Genomic DNA, 16,053 nt, shown 5'->3' with positions numbered 1-16,053 from the left:
ATAGTGGTCAAGATAAAAATTGTCCATTTAATTTTTCTGTTATTTTTTCAGTGCCTTTCTTGCCATAAGTAACAGTGTTGGATTTACGTTTGCCCGAAAGATAAAATCGACCAGTCTAGTTGAAATGAATTGGGAAATGACAGCTTGGATAACAATTCCCCAGAAAATAATCGATCCTGTTAAAATAAATACAGAGCCATTCAGTAATAAAAGTGGCTTTCCGGGGGAAGTAGCTCGATACTTGGCGATAATCAATGCTAAGACGCCCATTCCTCCGTTGGAAACCTGTTGCCTTAATAACAGTCCGACACCGATTCCTAAAATAACCGATCCTACTACTAAATCAATCCAAACATTTGAATTTGGGTAGGTGGCGGTTGATTCAAAAAGCTGAACACTGATTGATGTTACTGTAATAGCGTACATGGTTCCGATTGCGCTTTTGTTACCGAGCCAAAAAATGGCTGCCACAAGTAAAGAGAAATTTACAAACCAAAGCGCAAAACTAAGTGGAATTTCAAACCAATAGTTTAGCAGCACAGCAATTCCTGCAGAGCCGCCAGACGGAATAGAATGAGGGAATAAAAACACAGCCATGGCCATCCCTTGAATAAATCCCCCACAGGTAATCATCAAATAAGTAAAGGAAAACCTGTACCAGTTAATGTTTTTATTAAATAATGTCATTGTAAGTTATCATTCCAATCAGACTAATTGCTAGATGGACGAGCATCATCTATTAATTTATTTTATTGGTGTTGATGAAATTTATGTTTAAATCTTGGATAAAACAATAGGGGGCATACGTACCTGCGCTTTTCTTACTGTCTAGCTACAGCGCCTAGCCCCTCTGAGGTCATAAGTCAATCCCTTCTGTGGCAAAGACCGCCACGTCAGGGCTTGTCTTATGCCTGTCGGGTCTAGCAAGGCGCTTTCGCTTTTCTTTTTCTGTAAATGGTATTGACATTGGCGGGGTTGTCACGCATAATATTTTAATAATAATGGTAAATGGCAATGATAAGGAATAGTACATTGACAGACTGCGAAAGAGAGTGGAATCCGCCGGCTGAAAGGTTCCACCGCAAAGATCGTCAATCGAACCTACCCTTTGAGCTGATGAGCTAATAACTCGTCCGTTTCCTAGCGATAATAGGTTATGAAGTGGGCAAATTTCTTGCCAAACTAGGTGGTACCGCGGGAAAAACTCTTTCCGTCCTTTACAAACACAGGTGTGTAATGGACGGAGAGAGTTTTTTTAGTTTGGTTTAAAAGGCGTGATTGAATTGGCAAAAAAAAGAATCGTAGTTAAAATAGGCAGTAGCTCGTTGACGAATAGAAATGGTGGTTTAAGTAGTGAAAAACTGTTAGAGCATGCAGAGGCAATTGCACAGTTAAAAAAGAGCAATTATGAAGTAATCCTTATTTCCTCTGGGGCTGTTGCTGCCGGATTTTCACAATTAGGCTATCCAACAAGACCGGTGACTGTCGCCGGAAAACAGGCAGCTGCAGCAGTAGGCCAAGGGCTACTCGTTCAGGCCTATACCGAAGCATTTAAAACGTACGATATTGTGGCTGCACAATTATTACTAACACGGGATGTCTTTGTTAACAAAGAACAGTATAGCAACGTGTACGCAACATTGTCAGAATTATTAAAGCGGTCCGTCCTACCGGTTATTAATGAAAATGATAGTGTATCCATTGAAGAATTAACATTCGGTGACAACGACATGTTATCAGCGTTAGTTAGTGGACTTGTTAATGCCGATTTCTTAGTAGTATTAACAGACATAAATGGTTTATATGATGAAAACCCCCATACCAATCCATTAGCGAAACGCTATGACTTCCTACCTTCTATTTCTGGACAAATTCTCGCACAAACAAAAGAGGATTCCGGTTCAAAGGTTGGTACAGGAGGAATGAAATCAAAAATATTAGCAGCCCAAACAGCAAATTCACTCGGGGTGAACGTCTTTATTGGATCTGGGACAGGAAAAAACAAATTACTTGAAATTGTTGATGGGAACGGGGATGGTACGTATATAGGGGATAACCATACGTCGAGTCTTAGGAAGATGAAACAATGGATCGCGTTCCATTCTCCTGTTGTTGGTACACTTGTGATTGACAAAGGTGCAGAGGATGCCATCTTATACCAAGGAAAAAGCTTGTTACCGGCTGGTATTCAAAGGGTAGTAGGGACATTTGGAGCGGGTGATGTGGTCGAAATTAGTAATGGCACGCAAATTATTGCAAAAGGACAAGTGAATTATTCCTCGGAGGAACTTCTATCGATTAAGGGAATGAACAGTGACCTTGCGATGGAACAAACAAATAATTCAAGACCAGAAGCCATTCACCGCGACCAACTCGTTATATCTTTAAAGGAGGTAGTTTCATGAGCGACTTACTAAGTAAAGCGCAGAAGGTTAAAGCTGTTGCAACAGAGTTAGGGAATAAAACAACACAACAAAAAGATGCAGCATTACGATTAATTGCAGAACAATTAAGAAATAACGTGAAGGATATTGTAGAGGCGAATCAATTAGATATCACAAATGGAAAAGAAAAAGGGTTTCACGAATCACTGATTGATCGGTTGATAGTAAATGAATCACGTATTCACGATATGGCTGATGCATTAGATCAATTAACTAGTTTAGAGGACCCAATTGGAGAAATCCTTGAATCGTGGGAACGGCCAAATGGGTTGAAAATTAATAAAGTGCGGGTTCCACTAGGCGTAGTTGGGATGATCTATGAGGCAAGACCTAACGTAACCGTGGATGCTGCAAGTCTGTGTTTAAAAACAGGAAATGCAGTTCTCTTGCGTGGTAGTTCTTCTGCGCTTCATTCAAATAAAGCGCTAGTTGATGTTATTCACCAAGCCCTTCAAAAATCAGACTTACCGCCAGATTCAGTTCAACTAGTTGAAGATACATCAAGAGAAACAGCAAGTAAATTATTTAAAATGAATGACTATTTAGATGTACTTATCCCTCGTGGTGGCAAAAATTTAATACAAACCGTCGTTGAACAATCAACTGTTCCTGTCTTAGAAACAGGTGCAGGTAATTGCCATCTATTTATTGATGAATCTGCTGACCCTGAGATGGCTATACCAATTGTCGTCAATGCTAAAACGCAACGGCCATCTGTTTGTAATGCCATTGAAACGGTGCTAGTTCAAAAGGATTGGGCAAATAAGCACTTGTCTAGCTTAACGACAGCTTTAAAGGACTTAGATGTGGAACTTAGAGGCGACGAAAGGGCAAGAAACCTAGATGAGAGCATAGTTCCAGCTTCCGCACAAGATTGGGAGACAGAGTTTTTAGATAAGATATTAGCTGTAAAGGTTGTTGAGAGTGTGGAAGAAGCGATAACCCATATAAATAAATACGGCTCCAAACACTCAGAAGGTATTGTTACGACAGATGATCGTCATGTTGTACAGTTTATGAATGAAGTTGACGCTGCTGCATTATACCATAATGCATCCACGCGTTTTACGGATGGATTCGAATTTGGCTTTGGTGCAGAAATAGGTATTAGCACACAAAAGCTTCATGCCCGTGGTCCAATGGGATTACCAGCGCTTACATCAACAAAGTATCTAATCTATGGAGAAGGACAAATTAAATAATTTATCATTAAATGGTACTGTATGTACACTACTGTACACCACCTTAAACGTAGTAGATGAAACAAACGCATATTTACGTTAGAATAAGAATTGGTTGTAAGTAATTACATACGTATCATTTTAAAAAGGAGAGAAAACACAATGGCTAAAGTACTAATTTTCGGACACAAAAATCCAGATACAGATACCATTTGTTCTGCACTGGCTTATGCACATTTAAAAAGTAAACTTGGTGAGGACGTTGAAGCAGTTAGACTAGGTGAAGTAAATGGCGAAACAGAATACGCATTACAACAGTTTAATGTCGAGGCACCACGGTTAATCGAAAAGGCTAAAAGTGAGGCTGACAAAGTAATTCTAGTGGACCATAATGAGCGCCAACAAAGTGTAAGTGACATTAATGAAGTCCAAGTAATCGAAGTGATTGACCATCACCGCATTGCCAATTTTGAAACAAGTGATCCATTATATTACCGTGCCGAACCGGTAGGCTGTACGGCCACAATTTTAAACAAACTATATAAAGAAAACAATATCGACATTCCAAGTGATATTGCTGGATTAATGCTATCTGCCATCATCTCTGATTCTTTATTATTTAAATCACCAACCTGCACAGACCAGGACGTTGCTGCGGCTGAAGAACTTGCAAAGCTTGCAGGTGTAGAAGCTGAGAGTTACGGATTAGCTATGCTAAAAGCAGGCGCAGATTTAAGTGATAAAACCGTAAAGGAATTGATTACGCTCGATGCTAAGGAATTTGAAATGGCATCAAACAAAGTCGAAATAGCCCAAGTAAACACAGTGGATATAGAGGAAGTGTTTGCCAAGCAAGAAGAAATAGAGCAAACTATTACCTCCGTGATCGATGAAAAGGGTCTTGATTTATTCGTCTTTGTTGTAACAGACATTTTAGAAAATGATTCGGTAGTATTGGCATTAGGAGACAAAGCAAGTACGGTAGAAAAAGCATTTCAAGTGACATTAGCAAATAATAAAGCAGTGCTAAAGGGTGTTGTTTCCCGTAAAAAACAAATTGTACCAAACCTAACGGACGCATTTTAAAACCGATAGTTGTCATCAGAACGAAAGCTTCACCATTTCAATGGTGAAGCTTTTTAAAGATACAAAAACATAAAAAATGCAAGAGCTGTCTAGCTTCGGGCACGACTTGCGCTTTTCTTGTGTGCCAAGTGGTATCCTGGTTTTGCTCAGAGTAAAGCTCGTTAAATAACAACGTTGTTATTATTGGTTTGAAGGGGTTTGTCTAGTCGAAAGATGCCGATTTTGATAGGCGCGTTCATCCTAAATAACAACGTTGTTATTTTTGGTGAAATCCTGTGATTGATGTTCTGTCGCCTGTAGTATAACAGTTAGAGAATCTTGTCGATTTGTGCCGTAACATGTCGAGAGATGGTGGTGGTTGTGAATTTCTATTTCGTACGTTTCCTTGGAAATGCAGTTACAAATAGTAACAATAAGTAAGTTCAATTGTTTTCTAATTTATCTCAATATGATAGTATGAATCTAACTATTTTTTTGATTAGGAAGGAAATAAAGCTATGAAAACTAAATCAAATCCTATACAAATTAAAGATATAATCATTGCGCATCAGGCCTTAAAAGACATTGTCGTAAAAACACCACTGCAAAGGGATCCGATTCTTTCCGAACGGTATGATTGCAATGTTTATTTAAAAAGAGAAGATCTACAGGTTGTTCGTTCGTTTAAAATTAGAGGAGCATACAACCTAATGCAAAGCTTATCGAAGAAAGAGTTAGAAAAAGGGGTTGTCTGTGCAAGTGCAGGTAATCACGCGCAAGGGGTTGCCTACTCGTGCAAAGCGCTTGGTGTTAAAGGGAAGATTTTTATGCCGACAACTACTCCAAGACAAAAAGTCAACCGTGTCGAGTTTTTTGGTGGTACATTTGTTGAAATCGTCTTGATTGGCGATACGTTTGATGACTCTTATCATCAAGCGAAAGAATATTGTGATGCGCATGGCATGGCGTTCATCCATCCATTTGATGATTACAAAACAATTACCGGACAGGGCACCGTTGGATTGGAAGTATTAGATAGTATGGAAGAGACGATTTCACATATTTTTATGTCGATTGGTGGTGGGGGATTAATTTCTGGGGTAGGTTCCTATATTAAGAATATTAGTCCAAGCACGAAAGTAATTGGTGTTGAGCCAGCTGGAGCACCGTCCATGAAAGAATCATTAGCGCAAAAGAAAGTAACAAGACTAGAAAACATCGACAAATTTGTTGACGGGGCAAGTGTGCAACAAGTTGGAAATTTAACGTTTGAAATTGCTCAAGAAGTAATTGACGAAATTACGCTTGTGCCAGAAGGTAAGGTATGTACCACACTCCTTGACTTATATAATGAAAATGCTATTGTAGCAGAACCTGCAGGAGCCCTACCTGTTGCTGCGTTGGATTATTATAAAGATGAAATAAAAGGGAAAAATATCGTTTGTATCGTAAGTGGAGGAAACAATGATATCGACCGGATGCAGGATATTAAAGAACGCTCGTTAATATATGAGGGGTATAAACATTACTTTATTGTAAACTTCCCACAACGCGCAGGTGCACTACGGGAGTTTATGGACGATGTATTAGGTGAAACAGACGACATTACAAGATTTGAATATACGAAGAAAAATAATCGAGATAAAGGTCCTGTTTTAGTTGGGGTTGAATTAAAAAATAAGTATGATTATGCCCCGTTAATCGACCGGATGGAGAAAAAAGGCTTTTCTTATATCGAGATTAACAAAGATAAAGATTTATTTAATTTGTTAATTTGAGACCGTGAGGGGGGAGGTGCGACTTGCGTTTTTCTTATTTTTCAAAAAAGCACCTATGATTCTATTAACTAATCTTAGGTGCTTTTACTTTTGCTGGCTGTTTCTAAAGGGAGAGAGAGTAAATGCGCAACTTGTTTGAAGAATTAATGCAGTTTACGGATGAAGAGCTTGCTATTATCCATAACCAAGAGGTTAAGAAAGACCTATATACAAGTCAATCTAGCTTTGTGATTGAGGGTGAAAGGTTTCTCAAGCCTAACAAAATGATAATGGTAAGAAAGCATACCCGATTTATTGATTTTCCAAAACATAAACATGATTATATCGAAATTAACTACGTGTATCATGGGAAACTTACGCAACATGTTGCTGGTGACGAGATTACTCTTAAAAAAGGGGAATTGCTTTTTTTAAATCAACATATTGAACATGAAATTGAAGCTGCCGAACAACGTGACATCGTGATCAATTTTATCATTCGTCCAGACTTTTTTGAATTTATTTTCACCTATCTAGATTCCGATAATAAAATAACTGAATTCCTTATTGATAGTTTGTACAATCAAACACATAACGGTCATTACCTCTATTTTAAAGTGTCAGAAGTAGAAGAAATTCAACAGCTAATCGGCAAAATGATAGAAGAGATATGGTACCCATCTGTGTTGTCTCAGTCATCGATCAAGCTTTATATGGGGTTACTTATTATTGAATTAATCAAACATGTAGATAAGCTGATTCAAAAGCAGGAGACACAAGAGCATTATGTTACCCTACAAGTGCTTAACTATATTGAAGATAATTATCAAGAGGCATCATTAGAGGAACTAGCTAAGCAGTTAAACCAGCCTTCCTATTGGCTGAGTAAGCATATTAAAAAAAGTACAAATCAGACGTTTAAAACGTTATTACAGGATAAGAGGCTTCGGAGGGCAAAGGAATTATTAGAAGTAACGACCATGCCAATTGTCGAGATTGCCGAGCAGGTTGGTTATGATAATATTAGTTACTTTTATCGAATATTTAAGGGTAAATACGACTATACCCCTAGCCAGTACCGGAATAAAATGAGAGGATAGTAGCGGTTTAGTAGATAGGAGAAAACGTTGGGTGGCCGGAATAATTGTGAACACAACCGTTTATTTATGTACGATGGAAGGATAACTCCCATCTAACTAGCAATCTGCTTCATTGGTGTAACGATATGTTCATCAAGCATCATGACTTTTGATGAGTGCTTGACATGTTCTTTATACGAGTGACAGAGATCTGCGTAAAATTCTTTTAGTAATTGTACTTTTTCAGTTACTTCTTTTGAAAATAAACCAGACCGGTTAATTAAAATATTCTCATATTTACTTACTAATCGTTTGGTTTGCTTTAATAGTTTGTCAACGTGTTTCATTTTATATATGTCTTCTAGATTGACCAAGAACGTATGAACATCCTTATTCATTTTAGCGATGACTAAAGGGTTTACTTCATCAATCCTTTCAAACATTTCTCCAAAGATAAAGCGATCTAGCATAATTAAATCTGACTGAAGCGGATCATGGTGAAAGCTAAGAAATATTCTCAGTGTATTGTATGCGTCGTACATAGGATTATGTTGATGCCCGATGAAGCTCAGCCCATACAGTTTCAGTGCATTGTTTACGGAAAGATTATCTTTTGATACTCGTTTCGTAAAAACAGCCTGGAAATCAACATATCTTGACTCTATTTTAGTAATTAATGAAGCAGAGATCCTGTGTAAATGACTATCACACTTTAATCTTAATAAGTCGCTGTTTGACCAGGAAAAGAATCTGGATTTCTTCACTCCACCAACCCATGTTAAAAAGGATGAAAATACTTCGTTGAAATTCGGGGCATTCCGGATATCTTCATCAGAAATACTAGTAAGTTTTTTGCAAAACTTGCTAAGTGGTTTTTGCTGGGTTGGTTTAATATATTTATCAAAATAGTCGATTTTTCCTGAGTCAATATGGTACTTCACAGCACCTAACCGAATTGCTTCCATTTCCTCAAATGCCATTCCTCGATTGGAACATAGCATTTCAAAGTCGAAGAAGATAAAATATTTTAGTTCTGCCATTGATTCACCACCTTTCATTTTTGAACGACCTCTGATTCTTATTATAAGAAAATGAAGATTAGGAAGTAAGTAGCAAATGTTACCAGCAGTTTGACACTTCCAAGAATTAGCTTGGATGACCATTATTTCCTTGGAAACCGCACGAACTGACAATTTCCTCATTCATGAAATATAATAGTAATGGTCATGATAAGAAGGAAGGAATCATTCTTTGTCCGTAGCACCTTTTTAACAAGATTACTGGAATAGGCGCTGCGATAATGATGTTAGATGGATTAAGAGCGTTAATTCCAATGTGTTATTCGTCATACATAAGACAAAACGGTGGTATCCGAAACGCGAAATTGATAAGATATTTGTAAATATAGAAGGAGGAGTATTAATGGAAGAGTTAACACCGAAAGAAGTGGAAGTAATAGTAAAAGAAGGAAAAGATTATACAATTGTCGATGTGCGAGAAGATGAGGAAGTAGCAGCCGGAATTATACCGAATGCCGTACATATACCACTTGGACTAGTTGAAGAAAAAGTAGAACATTTAGATAAGCATAAAGACTATATTCTTGTATGTCGATCTGGAAGAAGAAGTGAAATGGCATGTATGTTTATGGAAGCTAAGGGGTTTAAAGTAAGTAACATGGTTGGTGGCATGTTGGAATGGGAAGGGCCAACTGAAATTAACAAATAAGGAGTGAGGTAGCATGAAAGTTGTAAACAATATTACGGAATTAATCGGGGATACACCAATTGTTCGCTTAAATCGAGTCGTGCCAGAAGATGCTGCAGATATCTATGTGAAATTAGAGATGTTTAATCCATCTAGAAGTGTAAAAGACAGGGCGGCATTTCATATGATTGAAGTTGCGGAACAAGAGGGGACTTTAAAGCCTGGCGATACTATTATTGAGCCTACAAGCGGGAATACTGGAATTGGTCTAGCTATGACTGCAGCAGCAAAAGGGTACAAAGCGATACTCGTTATGCCCGACAACATGACGAAAGAAAGAATTAATATTTTAAAAGCATATGGTGCTGAAGTTGTCTTGACACCAAGTGCTCAAAAAATGCCCGGTGCAATTGAAAAAGCTAAAGAATTACATAAGGAAATCCCAAATAGTTTTATTCCCCAACAATTTGAAAATCGCGCAAATCCCGACGCCCATCGAACGACGACGGCATTGGAAATTCTGAATCAAATGGATGGTAAGGTAGATGGTTTTGTTGCAACTGCAGGTACGGGCGGAACAGTCACTGGTACCGGTGAAACGTTAAAAGAAAAGCTTCCGGAGCTTTATATTGCTGTCGTTGAACCTAAAGGATCACCTGTATTATCTGGGGGGAAACCAGGTAAGCATATGCTAGTAGGCACTAGTCCTGGCTTTATTCCTCCTATCTTAAACACATCTATTTATGATGAAATAATCCAAATCGCCGATGAAGATGCAGTAGCTATGTTTAAGCAGCTCGCGGCTAAAGAAGGACTCTTTGTTGGGTTATCTGGTGGTGCAGCCGTGTTTGCCGCGATAGAGGTGGCCAAAAAGTTAGGAAAAGGAAAGAACGTTGTATGTATTGCCCCTGACACAGGTGAGCGATATTTAAGTATGAACCTCTTCGAGCATTAAAAAAAGCGGCATATCTTATTGGTATTGTAAGTGGAGCAGACAAATCAAAAATTGTTCAAACGTTTGTTCAATTTTTGGTGAGTGAGATAATGGTAAGCAAAACAGCCTAAATCCAGTTGACGATTTAGGCTGTTCATGAATGATCACATACGTTTATTTCATATAACCTAACTAAGGAAAGCTTCTTCGTCTACTGCGACACACTTTCGCTTTTCTTATTAAAAAAAGTTTGGACCGTATCCTAAACCATATCCAGGACCAAAGCCAGGGCCGAATCCATAGCCAGAACCGAATCCAGCGCCGTAGCCATAACCAGGTCCATACCCTGCTCCATACCCTGCTCCATACCCATAGCCAGGTCCATCTAATAGTTCGCCACCTAACCAGCCAAGGCCAAACCCAACAAGGCCTGCACCAAGAGGGCCGATGTGTCCAAAGCCACCAGGATATCGGTAGTTATTTGCAGTGACCCCGTATGGTGGTTGTATTTGATTACGGTTTAACGGATGAATATTTTGATAATGCATGTGAATTTCTCCTTTCCACCCTAAACTCATAGGTAAAGGTCTAATGGGATTTCCAATAGTTATCATATGAAATACTACATATATCGTAAAGGACATTTACCTAGTTTTATGAAATTCTGTTCGTCTTGAATATCTTATTTAGGAGGTAAATGGTATCCTATAAATAAAAGCTTGATAAGAGAAGGAAAGGAGAGTAATGTACTTTGACTATGGTTAAAATGATCGTCCAAACAACGTACAATGGTCAGTTATTAAGGGCTGGAAAAGAATATGAGGTAGCTTCGGAAACGGCTCACAGGTGGGATGTTAGTAATATCGCAAAAATTGTCTCAGCAGAAACTGAAGAAAATCACGAATGAATGATGAAGAGAGCTAACCATTTTTTCTACAAGTTCAAAAAAGACGATAAGAAGGACAGAGAAGTTCGAGGCAACGAAGAATTGAGGAGCGGAGCGTATGCAGGAATACGTGAGGACCGGAAAAGCAAGCTAACGAAGAAATTCGATGTGTCATTTTTACCGGACTATTTGATCAAACTCTATAAATTTCTTGTTTTACTAGCTTTTGCCGGATATATGATTATCTTATTTTATTTGTTGTTTTTCTCTGCTTATCGGCAGTCGATGAAGGGGACAATTGATTATAATCTTGTGCCGTTAAAGACAATTTCTAACTACTTCTATCACTTCGATTCAGTAGGGTGGTTCCTGCTTACCGACAATTTTTTTGGCAATATTTTAGCATTTGTACCGTTTGGGTTGCTACTCCCCGAGCTGATTAAAGGTAAAAAGAAGATATTTTATGCTTGGTTCGCCATTGGTAGTTCATTCGGTATTGAAGTTTCGCAGCTCTTTTTTCGGGTTGGTACGTTGGATGTTGATGATATCCTCTTGAACACGCTTGGCGCGTTCATCGGTTATTCCATTTATCAATTGTTAACTAACAAGATTTGGATAAAGGCTAACTATTGAAATTAGATAATAAATTGTGTAATATATAAATACAGGCTACGTTGTTCGTAATTCTAATAAGTTTTAACCTTTAAACTGTAATAGGGAGTTTTATATCGAAACCGGAATGTCAAGCCTCCATTACGAGTGGAAGACAGGAACGTTTCTGCAAACACCCACTTTGAGGAGTGGTGGTTTAAAACTTTATTACACAAAGTTACGGCAATGGTGGCTCACTTCGTAACGAATAAAACCAGTTCCAATTAATGGGACTGGTTTTTTATTGTTAAGGTGGGACATGGGGACAGGAAAGGTGTCCCGTTTTTTTGAGCGAAATATGAAATGGTTGTTTTTGAAAATATGTAAATATAACAGGGAAAGATCTTTGACATCTACCTATTTCACTCCTAAAAAAAGGGATACGAATCCTGTCCCCATGTCCCTCTTAAATGTTGCCTCAGCAACAGAGACCAGTACAACACTTTACAAAGCATCAAAATGGAAAACAGAGATATGCAATGACAGTAGCATTTCTGATCAAGTATCTAGAACTGTTAATCGGAGAATATGGGCCGATTTTTCATTAGGAGTAGATTCTGAAGCCGAAGCTAACTTTGGTATTGTTACAGGAACTGTAGGCTATAGTGCAGAAGCCAGTTTAGGAGTAGATACGGAGGATTCAGTTTCCTATACATGGAACATTCCCGGAGATACTATAACTAAAATTGATGCTGGTTCAAAAGCTGTTAAAACTAATGGAGAAATTGTAAAATATAGCAGAGGTATTGCGTACGAAAGAACTCTTGTAGACGCAGATTATTCTAGAATGGAATACGCAGACAAGAATTCTATGAATTATTATGGTACATGTCCAAGTAGTTGAAACGAGGTCTAATTATGGTGAAAAGCGTTATATCATGTATTATTTTTCTTGTCATTATCTTATTTGGATGTGCCGATGCTTCTAATTTTCAAACTGCTTTAGATGATGGTGAAACTAGAACCGAATCGATTTCTGAGAGTATGAACAATGATAGGAAATTTTATTCTATTAATGACTATATGGAAGAAATAAATAACGTTAATTTAAAAACATCAAAACTAAATATAGTTGATAAGGGAGAACAAATTGAACTCCAAATAGACATTGAGTTATCAAATTATTTAAAGGATGCACTCTTAAATACAGAGAAACCGATTTACTTTACTTTTGCTGAGGTTGCTGATGATTATAACTTAAGCCAATTTATACTTAAGCGTGAGCCCTTGTTTATTGATGGGGATATAAATAATCTATTAGTTAACAATAATACTATATCAATTAAGCAAAGTATAGTAACTAGAAATTCAGTAAATAATACTCAAAAAGAAATATTACTTAATCCAGAAAACTATCAACTAGCATTTTTAAATGAGGATAAAAAAGCAGTTGCAATAGTTATTGGACTAGAAACCGCTACAATTCACTAGACATTGACCCAAAAAGTCAATAAGATTATGTTGAAGTAAGCTAGAAAATCTATGAATAAAACTGTGTTTTATATAAACATGCTAGACCGAACAGGAGCTTGATTTTTCAAGCTTTAGGCACTCCTGATTTTCCAATCTATATAAAAGGTCATTTTTACTATCAAGTAGACATAGATAACGAGTATGATCCAGTTAATAAAATCGTTATAGCATATGTGCATGACACATCATCTGGTGGTAGCTATAGCATAGTATTGGGTATGGACCTGCTAGTATCTCAGTAACTCCAACATCAAGTAACGTAGGTTATCATAACAACGTTTATTATTTAAATTATTAGTATTAGGTGCTATTTTAAGTATTTACTTAGAATAGCCTTTTAGTTCTAAAATAGAGTTAGGAAATAAATAATAAAGGAGCATTCCTGTAATAAAGAAATTTGAGGTTTGAACAAAAAAAGCCTCCTTGGTATTATATACGAGGTGTCCAAAGCTTTCCAGAATGGATGAATGTAAATAATCCAACCTACTACCCGGAGTTATCCTTTAGTGATATAAATAGAGATGAAAATGAAGAAATAATTGTGATTTTAACTACAGGTAGTGGAAGTGGTGTATTAATACAAGAAGTTCATGTGTTTCATAGGGATGGCGGCGGCCAAATAAAAGAAATACGTGTGGAGGATCCTGTTACCATTGCAAAAAAGAATGTAGCAACAGAATTAACCAAATCAGAAGCAGTTATTACAGTAGAAGAGGTTGTTCAAAAAGTCACCAATTATAAGCTACGCATCTCTTCGTTGGTTTGTTCTTCCGGTCCTCATGTAGGGAAAGCCTACATTCCGGTCCTCAGAACTGCACCGCCTCGACCTGCTTGCTTCTAATTCGTCGACTTTTTGAACACGCACTAGAAGGTGAAACCACAAAGATAGATATCAAACAACTTGGAATTGATGCTTCACACCTCTATTCAAAAATCAGTTTTTGATCTATTTTAAAGTACGAAATTAAAAATAATAAACTAATTGCAAGTGTTAGCGCATCAATAGCACCTGTTGGCGGTTATTTAGGTGAACTTCAAATCAGTTACGGTTTGAAAGATAATAGGTATAAGGCAGATCAAATAAAATTCATTCCTACTTTCAAAGAACAAAAGTACTGAAGCTAGACGTGGGTGTGCCAAAAAATGTCAATAGTCGTTCGCTGATTCAGGTTCGATTTTGGGACAATGATCCTGTCCAAGGCCATTGAAAAACACATACTCAAAACAGAATCTCTTAATTGATGAGGTTTATGGTGATTCATATTTCCAATAACCGATACTTATAAAATAAACGAGATACAAGCCATGCCTACATGCAAGCCTTAATAAAAATATCTACCTATTTCACTCATGAAAAAAGGGACACGAATCCTGTCCCCATGTCCCTTATTCCTGTTCAACTACATGCTGTAATAAATGGTGAAAGACTTGTTGGAACTGTTCGCGATCATGATCGGTAAACGGTTTTGGGCCTTTTGTTTTCTCGCCACTTCGTCTTGCCTTTGCACTGAAATGACGAGTGAGTAATAACTGATCGATTGTTTCAGGTTGATATTGAAAGCCTTTGTGGTGAATAACGGTACATCCTTTACCCAATGCTAAGGAAGCTAATCCATAGTCTTGAGTGACAATAATATCCTCTTTATCAGCAAGTTTCATGATTCGATAGTCTGCTGCATCTGCACCAGCATCTACATAAATGGATTTTACCCCGTCTGGGTCAGGTTCTGATGAAAAGTGTGAGAAACTCTTAACGAAGACAACTTCTAATTGATAAAGACTTGCTTCTGCTATAATTTCCTGTTTAACGGGACACGCGTCTGCATCAACATAAATTTTCATAATGTGCTCCTTTAAGTTGAGGTAATTTCATGTTTTAGTTATTATCAATGTGATAACAATATTATTAGGTTATCATATTTCAGTGGATTTGATAAAAGAGAAATGGAAGGCGATGATGAACAAGTGAATGAGCTCAAGGTAGGAACGATACATAATCTTAAAGTATTGAGAAAAATAGACACAGGTTACGTTTTATCCAATGGAGAAAAGGAAGTGCTACTCCATCATAACGATACAGCCCAACCATTAAATGAAGAACAAGAAATTGAAGTGTTTTTATACCACGATAAAAAAGGGAATCTTGTTGCAACAACAAGTATTCCGACTGTAGGATTCGATTCGTTTGACTGGGCAGAGGTAGTAGAGGTAGTCAAGGGTCTTGGAGTCTTTGTTGATATTGGGATGACCAAGGAAGTGTTAGTTTCAAATGATGATTTACCAATGTTAGAAAAGGTTTGGCCTAACGTAGGTGATATGCTTTATGTTGCTTTAGGAACCGATAAGAAAGGGAAGTTAATTGCTGAGCCGGTCAGAGAAAGTGATTTTGGCGATGATTGGCCAAAAGCTCCCGAGTCGCTGTTTAACCAACCCATTGCTGGACGAGTTTTTCGATCGAGTAAAGAAGGTGCTGTTATTATAACCGAAGAAGGTTATCGCGGTTTTATTCATCATTCCGAACGCAATCAAGACTTACGATTAGGTGAATGGGTTGAGGGAAGAGTGATCAAGGTAAAGGACGACGGGACACTTAACCTTTCCTTATTGCCACTTAAGCAGGAGAGAAGAGGGGAAGACGCGGAACTAATCTTAGAATTTATTCAAAACAACGACGGAGTCATGTCCTTGAATGACAAAAGCACTCCAGAAGAAATTGAAGCAGCTTTTCATATCAGTAAGTCTGCGTTTAAACGAGCATTAGGGAAATTAATGAAAGAAAAACAGGTAGAACAACGTGATGGAAAAACTTTCTTATCCTCTAGCCAAACGTAAGTATGCATAATTATATGGATATTATGTCGAAGCTATAGTATCAT

Annotated in this window: 17 protein-coding genes, 1 other RNA gene and 1 other annotated feature; of the genes, 14 read left to right on the top strand and 4 right to left on the bottom strand. The window is 37.6% G+C overall.

Features of this window, described 5'->3' with window-relative positions:
* Window positions 1–39 precede the first annotated feature (39 nt).
* On the bottom strand, window positions 40–687 hold the full coding sequence (locus NC799_RS04920; protein ID WP_272445260.1) for a YitT family protein: 648 nt from the start codon (window positions 685–687) through the stop codon (window positions 40–42).
* Between the two features lie 318 nt (window positions 688–1,005).
* Window positions 1,006–1,221 (top strand) — a binding site (T-box leader).
* 62 nt (window positions 1,222–1,283) lie between these two features.
* Here NC799_RS04920 and proB point away from each other — a divergent pair.
* From proB to NC799_RS04895, 5 genes are all read left to right on the top strand, one after another.
* Window positions 1,284–2,405, top strand: coding sequence for a glutamate 5-kinase (gene proB / locus NC799_RS04915; RefSeq protein WP_272445259.1), 1,122 nt, complete (start codon window positions 1,284–1,286; stop codon window positions 2,403–2,405).
* Entirely contained in the window at window positions 2,402–3,646 is a 1,245-nt protein-coding gene (locus NC799_RS04910; protein WP_272445258.1) for a glutamate-5-semialdehyde dehydrogenase, read from the top strand. Before proB ends, NC799_RS04910 begins: the two co-directional genes overlap by 4 nt.
* Window positions 3,647–3,787: 141 nt before the next feature.
* The gene (locus tag NC799_RS04905; protein WP_272445257.1) at window positions 3,788–4,711 is read left to right on the top strand and encodes a manganese-dependent inorganic pyrophosphatase; all 924 of its coding nucleotides are present in this window, start codon (window positions 3,788–3,790) and stop codon (window positions 4,709–4,711) included.
* Window positions 4,712–5,208: 497 nt separating this feature from the next.
* The gene (gene ilvA, locus NC799_RS04900; protein ID WP_272445256.1) at window positions 5,209–6,468 is read left to right on the top strand and encodes a threonine ammonia-lyase IlvA; all 1,260 of its coding nucleotides are present in this window, start codon (window positions 5,209–5,211) and stop codon (window positions 6,466–6,468) included.
* A gap of 122 nt (window positions 6,469–6,590) precedes the next feature.
* Window positions 6,591–7,547, top strand: a complete 957-nt coding sequence (locus NC799_RS04895) for an AraC family transcriptional regulator (RefSeq protein ID WP_272445255.1) — start codon at window positions 6,591–6,593, stop codon at window positions 7,545–7,547.
* A gap of 92 nt (window positions 7,548–7,639) precedes the next feature.
* Here NC799_RS04895 and NC799_RS04890 read toward each other — a convergent pair whose 3' ends face one another.
* A complete protein-coding gene (locus tag NC799_RS04890) occupies window positions 7,640–8,566 on the bottom strand; it encodes a 3'-5' exonuclease (protein WP_272445254.1) in 927 nt (308 codons plus the stop codon).
* A 382-nt stretch (window positions 8,567–8,948) separates the two neighbouring features.
* Here NC799_RS04890 and NC799_RS04885 point away from each other — a divergent pair, with 382 nt between their 5' ends.
* A complete protein-coding gene (locus tag NC799_RS04885; RefSeq protein ID WP_272445253.1) occupies window positions 8,949–9,254 on the top strand; it encodes a rhodanese-like domain-containing protein in 306 nt (101 codons plus the stop codon).
* Window positions 9,255–9,267: 13 nt separating this feature from the next.
* Window positions 9,268–10,188 (top strand): cysteine synthase A, encoded by a 921-nt coding sequence (gene cysK / locus NC799_RS04880; RefSeq protein WP_272445252.1) that lies wholly within the window; start codon window positions 9,268–9,270, stop codon window positions 10,186–10,188.
* 218 nt (window positions 10,189–10,406) lie between these two features.
* On the opposite strand, the gene NC799_RS04875 is transcribed toward cysK, so the two are convergent.
* Window positions 10,407–10,715 carry a hypothetical protein gene (locus NC799_RS04875; protein WP_272445251.1) on the bottom strand — a complete coding sequence of 103 codons (309 nt, stop codon included), beginning with the start codon at window positions 10,713–10,715 and terminating at the stop codon, window positions 10,407–10,409.
* Between the two features lie 203 nt (window positions 10,716–10,918).
* Between NC799_RS04875 and NC799_RS04870 the strand changes: the two genes are divergently transcribed.
* The 6 genes from NC799_RS04870 (at window position 10,919) to NC799_RS04845 (ending at window position 14,018) form a co-directional block, all read left to right on the top strand.
* Complete coding sequence (locus NC799_RS04870) at window positions 10,919–11,074, top strand: hypothetical protein (RefSeq protein WP_272445250.1); 156 nt, start codon at window positions 10,919–10,921, stop codon at window positions 11,072–11,074.
* Entirely contained in the window at window positions 11,075–11,686 is a 612-nt protein-coding gene (locus NC799_RS04865; protein WP_272445249.1) for a VanZ family protein, read from the top strand.
* 30 nt (window positions 11,687–11,716) lie between these two features.
* Window positions 11,717–11,904: non-coding RNA, 6S RNA (gene ssrS, locus NC799_RS04860), on the top strand.
* Between the two features lie 59 nt (window positions 11,905–11,963).
* Window positions 11,964–12,548 (top strand): hypothetical protein, encoded by a 585-nt coding sequence (locus tag NC799_RS04855; protein ID WP_272445248.1) that lies wholly within the window; start codon window positions 11,964–11,966, stop codon window positions 12,546–12,548.
* Between the two features lie 14 nt (window positions 12,549–12,562).
* Complete coding sequence (locus NC799_RS04850; protein ID WP_272445247.1) at window positions 12,563–13,135, top strand: hypothetical protein; 573 nt, start codon at window positions 12,563–12,565, stop codon at window positions 13,133–13,135.
* A gap of 505 nt (window positions 13,136–13,640) precedes the next feature.
* Entirely contained in the window at window positions 13,641–14,018 is a 378-nt protein-coding gene (locus tag NC799_RS04845) for a hypothetical protein (RefSeq protein WP_272445246.1), read from the top strand.
* Window positions 14,019–14,563: 545 nt separating this feature from the next.
* On the opposite strand, the gene NC799_RS04840 is transcribed toward NC799_RS04845, so the two are convergent.
* Window positions 14,564–15,019 carry a YaiI/YqxD family protein gene (locus tag NC799_RS04840; protein ID WP_272445245.1) on the bottom strand — a complete coding sequence of 152 codons (456 nt, stop codon included), beginning with the start codon at window positions 15,017–15,019 and terminating at the stop codon, window positions 14,564–14,566.
* Window positions 15,020–15,121: 102 nt separating this feature from the next.
* Here NC799_RS04840 and NC799_RS04835 point away from each other — a divergent pair, with 102 nt between their 5' ends.
* Window positions 15,122–16,009, top strand: a complete 888-nt coding sequence (locus NC799_RS04835; RefSeq protein ID WP_272445244.1) for a CvfB family protein — start codon at window positions 15,122–15,124, stop codon at window positions 16,007–16,009.
* Window positions 16,010–16,053: the final 44 nt, after the last annotated feature.

Source organism: Aquibacillus salsiterrae, assembly GCF_028416595.1.
Taxonomy (GTDB): domain Bacteria; phylum Bacillota; class Bacilli; order Bacillales; family Amphibacillaceae; genus Aquibacillus_A; species Aquibacillus_A salsiterrae.
The sequence above is the reverse complement of the archived record's forward strand: the minus strand, read 5'-3'. Positions and strand labels throughout refer to the sequence as shown.

What these genes read in the sequence shown, in the direction of transcription:
- NC799_RS04875 (WP_272445251.1), bottom strand. Translation starts at nt 10,715, where the DNA reads ATGCATTATCAAAATATTCATCCGTTAAACCGTAATCAAATACAACCA.
- NC799_RS04910 (WP_272445258.1), top strand. Translation starts at nt 2,402, where the DNA reads ATGAGCGACTTACTAAGTAAAGCGCAGAAGGTTAAAGCTGTTGCAACA.
- NC799_RS04890 (WP_272445254.1), bottom strand. Translation starts at nt 8,566, where the DNA reads ATGGCAGAACTAAAATATTTTATCTTCTTCGACTTTGAAATGCTATGT.
- NC799_RS04920 (WP_272445260.1), bottom strand. Translation starts at nt 687, where the DNA reads ATGACATTATTTAATAAAAACATTAACTGGTACAGGTTTTCCTTTACT.
- cysK (WP_272445252.1), top strand. Translation starts at nt 9,268, where the DNA reads ATGAAAGTTGTAAACAATATTACGGAATTAATCGGGGATACACCAATT.
- NC799_RS04840 (WP_272445245.1), bottom strand. Translation starts at nt 15,019, where the DNA reads ATGAAAATTTATGTTGATGCAGACGCGTGTCCCGTTAAACAGGAAATT.
- NC799_RS04905 (WP_272445257.1), top strand. Translation starts at nt 3,788, where the DNA reads ATGGCTAAAGTACTAATTTTCGGACACAAAAATCCAGATACAGATACC.
- ilvA (WP_272445256.1), top strand. Translation starts at nt 5,209, where the DNA reads ATGAAAACTAAATCAAATCCTATACAAATTAAAGATATAATCATTGCG.
- NC799_RS04855 (WP_272445248.1), top strand. Translation starts at nt 11,964, where the DNA reads ATGGGGACAGGAAAGGTGTCCCGTTTTTTTGAGCGAAATATGAAATGG.
- NC799_RS04885 (WP_272445253.1), top strand. Translation starts at nt 8,949, where the DNA reads ATGGAAGAGTTAACACCGAAAGAAGTGGAAGTAATAGTAAAAGAAGGA.
- NC799_RS04865 (WP_272445249.1), top strand. Translation starts at nt 11,075, where the DNA reads ATGATGAAGAGAGCTAACCATTTTTTCTACAAGTTCAAAAAAGACGAT.
- NC799_RS04835 (WP_272445244.1), top strand. Translation starts at nt 15,122, where the DNA reads ATGGAAGGCGATGATGAACAAGTGAATGAGCTCAAGGTAGGAACGATA.
- NC799_RS04850 (WP_272445247.1), top strand. Translation starts at nt 12,563, where the DNA reads ATGGTGAAAAGCGTTATATCATGTATTATTTTTCTTGTCATTATCTTA.
- NC799_RS04895 (WP_272445255.1), top strand. Translation starts at nt 6,591, where the DNA reads ATGCGCAACTTGTTTGAAGAATTAATGCAGTTTACGGATGAAGAGCTT.
- NC799_RS04845 (WP_272445246.1), top strand. Translation starts at nt 13,641, where the DNA reads ATGAATGTAAATAATCCAACCTACTACCCGGAGTTATCCTTTAGTGAT.